Source organism: Methylophaga sp. UBA2689, assembly GCA_002354555.1.
Lineage (GTDB): Bacteria > Pseudomonadota > Gammaproteobacteria > Nitrosococcales > Methylophagaceae > Methylophaga.
Window position 1 is genome coordinate 1 of record DELT01000075.1, and the last position, 2811, is coordinate 2811.

General features: G+C 42.3%; 4 protein-coding genes. 2 read left to right on the forward strand and 2 right to left on the reverse strand.

What is annotated here, in order from left to right; translation table 11 throughout:
- Positions 1 to 363, forward strand: a 363-nt coding sequence (locus B3M51_RS08975) for a sugar phosphate nucleotidyltransferase (RefSeq protein WP_292758443.1), incomplete at its 5' end; no start/stop codon positions are given.
- Here B3M51_RS08975 and B3M51_RS08980 read toward each other — a convergent pair.
- Entirely contained in the window at positions 355 to 1371 is a 1017-nt protein-coding gene (locus tag B3M51_RS08980; protein ID WP_292758445.1) for a PQQ-binding-like beta-propeller repeat protein, read from the reverse strand. The genes B3M51_RS08975 and B3M51_RS08980 overlap by 9 nt on opposite strands.
- 74 nt (positions 1372 to 1445) lie before the next feature.
- On the opposite strand from B3M51_RS08980, the gene B3M51_RS08985 reads away from it, so the two are divergent.
- Positions 1446 to 1694 carry a hypothetical protein gene (locus B3M51_RS08985; RefSeq protein ID WP_292758447.1) on the forward strand — a complete coding sequence of 83 codons (249 nt, stop codon included), beginning with the start codon at positions 1446 to 1448 and terminating at the stop codon, positions 1692 to 1694.
- 23 nt (positions 1695 to 1717) lie between these two features.
- Here B3M51_RS08985 and B3M51_RS08990 read toward each other — a convergent pair whose 3' ends face one another.
- The gene (locus B3M51_RS08990) at positions 1718 to 2083 is read right to left on the reverse strand and encodes a hypothetical protein (protein ID WP_292758449.1); all 366 of its coding nucleotides are present in this window, start codon (positions 2081 to 2083) and stop codon (positions 1718 to 1720) included.
- Positions 2084 to 2811: the final 728 nt, after the last annotated feature.

The window sequence follows — 2811 nt, forward strand, 5'->3', positions numbered from 1 at the left end:
ATTGAGGAAGTCCCTGCTGATGAAACCCATAGCTATGGTGTCATTTCCGGTGATGAAATCGCTCCGGGTATCTATCAAATTAAAGACATGGTTGAAAAACCCAAACCTGAAGAAGCCCCAAGCAATCTGGCAATTATCGGACGCTATATTCTGACACCGGAAATTTTTGAATATCTGCGTAAAACCAAACCCGGCACCAATGGTGAGGTTCAAATAACCGATGCCCTGCGCTTGCTGGCACAGGATCGTCTGGTTTTAGCCGTAAAATTCAAAGGTCAGCGCTTTGATTGTGGCAGCGTAGAAGGTTTTGTTGAAGCGACAAACTATTATTACGAACATGAGCATTTGAATAAATCATCGTAAGGCTAATAAATCACCATCATCACTGCTTATATAAAGTATTCCATTATCTACAAACGGTGATGCAAAGATGGCCCATCCTGAATCGAGACGCCATTTTTGCTCACCGTTATTTATATCAAGCGCATAAAGATATCCATCCATTGCACCAATATAGAGCTGCTCGCCAGCAATCGCTGGCGAAGAAAAAACCGTTGCCTGAGTATCAAATTGCCAGAATGGTTCACCACTCTCTTTATTTAAGGCGAAAACCCTGCCATCGGTGGCAGCGAAAATGATTTGCTGCTCTTTCAAAGCAGCTGAGGCAAATAGTCTTGAACCCGATTCAAAGTTCCATATCGGCTGACCTGTTTCAAGATCGACAGCAAACAACACCCCGGCATCGTTACCGACATAGAGCATGTTGTCGTCACTAGCGATCACTGGAGAAGCATCAATAGCAGCACCTGTATCCAGAGTCCATAACACCTCCCCCTCCATCGATACGGCATATAACAAACCATCATCACTACCGAAATACAGCGTATCGCCCTCTTTTGCTGCTGACGAATCAACATGACCGCCGGTTTTGATGCGCCATTTCAGTTCACCACTATGCCTGTCGATGGCATAAAAAAAATGATCCAGACTGCCAACAAGCACCAGGTTGTCGGTAATTAAAGGAGAAGCAAACACCTTATCCTGTGTTTCGAAAGCCCATAGAAAACTGCCGTTATATTTATTGAGGGCATAGATATTCTTATCATCACTGCCGAAGATGATTTGTTCTTCAGCAACAGCCGGTGTTGAAAAAATCCCCGCCTGAGTGACAAATCGCCATTTTTCTTCGCCTGTCTGATTATTCAACGCCAGCATTAAGCCATCAAAACGACCGGAAAAGATCAGATTGCCGCTGCTGACTGGCGAGGATGAGGCACCTACTTCTGCATGATAACGCCAGAGAATTTCTGGTTTTGTCTGTGGGCCTGTCGTTTGGAAATCACCTGTGCGCTGTATATCAGCTCTGAACATGGCGGAAGATTCAGTTTCCGTTTTTTCCGAACAGGCTGACAGGATAAACAGTAGGCATAACCCAATGAAAAGTAATGAAACGTTTGAAAAAAGAGATCGGCTCATCGTTTAGTATTCTTGCGTTAAAAATTATGAGTAACCATACCAACACTTTCACAGCTAAGTGGGGAGTATTTTGGCTTAAATATAGAATTATAGTCTATGCTCTAGGGCTTGTTGATCTTTCATATCCACCACTGCTGGTGGCTATTTTTTCGTCCTACAAGGCGGAGATGAAAGATCAACAAGCCCTAGCAGATTTAACTTGCAATGCCGCTCGGTAAGAAAATATTGAGGTTCAGTTTTGTTATTCGGATAAACGGTCTGATCCCATTGGATAGCCAGTTTGATCCTTCACCTGCAGAATACGTTGTTTAATGTCTTCTTTAGTGGCGGTGAAAACGTAAGGTGCCAGATCTCGAAGACGTCCCTGAATATAAGGAGAAACATCTTCATCCTGCAGAAATAGTTCTGTTCGGACTTCACAAATTCGCATAATTCCGTCACGGAAGCCGGCCAAACTGTCAGCTGGTCTTCGATCTTCACCTAAAGTCCATCCACGACTTTGCCATTCCTGATAACAATCTTTGATCAGACTTTGAGAATTTTGCATATCGGCAGCAATTACTGGCGATGAAACTATTAAAAAGAGATAAACACTGATTCGATTCATTCGGACAAACTCGCTTTGTTACTCAAACTTATTGGTATTGACCCACGATTAGTTAGGAAAAATTCCTTTGTTGAGCACTTGGCTCAGTTGTTCTTATAGAGTCACCACTGTTAGAGGTTATTTTTGTCCAACGAAATGGTTAGATAAGAGCAACAAGCCTGTCGATGCGCTGCTGAGGTGCAAAGCTGCTGTTTTGTGGTGCGAAAAATGGACTATGCTTTTTTGGTAATTTTATAAGTAACTGTTTTTATTCAAATTAAAATCTTGGCATCGTTCATGCAATAACATAATTGTAGTTTTCTTCAGTGCATGTTCGTTCTCTCTCGCTGCGTGCTGAGCTTTGGGTAAACCTTCGGGTTTACCCTTTTTTTTTGCACATTTTTTATTCTCTAAAGTTGTAATGGTTTTAAAACGCCTCGTAACAAAACCAAGTAAATTTTTTCACTCACAACCGTCTTTGTGGAAAAAACTCTATCAATTCAGCAGAACTATCATCTAAACAACTAAGTTTACGTCCATTTTAGCTAGGGCTTGTTGATCTTTCATATCCACCACTGCTGGCGACTATTTTTGTGTTCGACAAGGCGTAAAGCAAGCAGTGGTGTCTGCCTAAATTAAGTGATTGACAAATGAGTCTGGAACTCATTTGAACATCTTAACTGGCCGCGCAGCGGTGAAATACAGGGATGTATTTCATACAACACAGGCGGGCGCAAAAATAGTCCCAG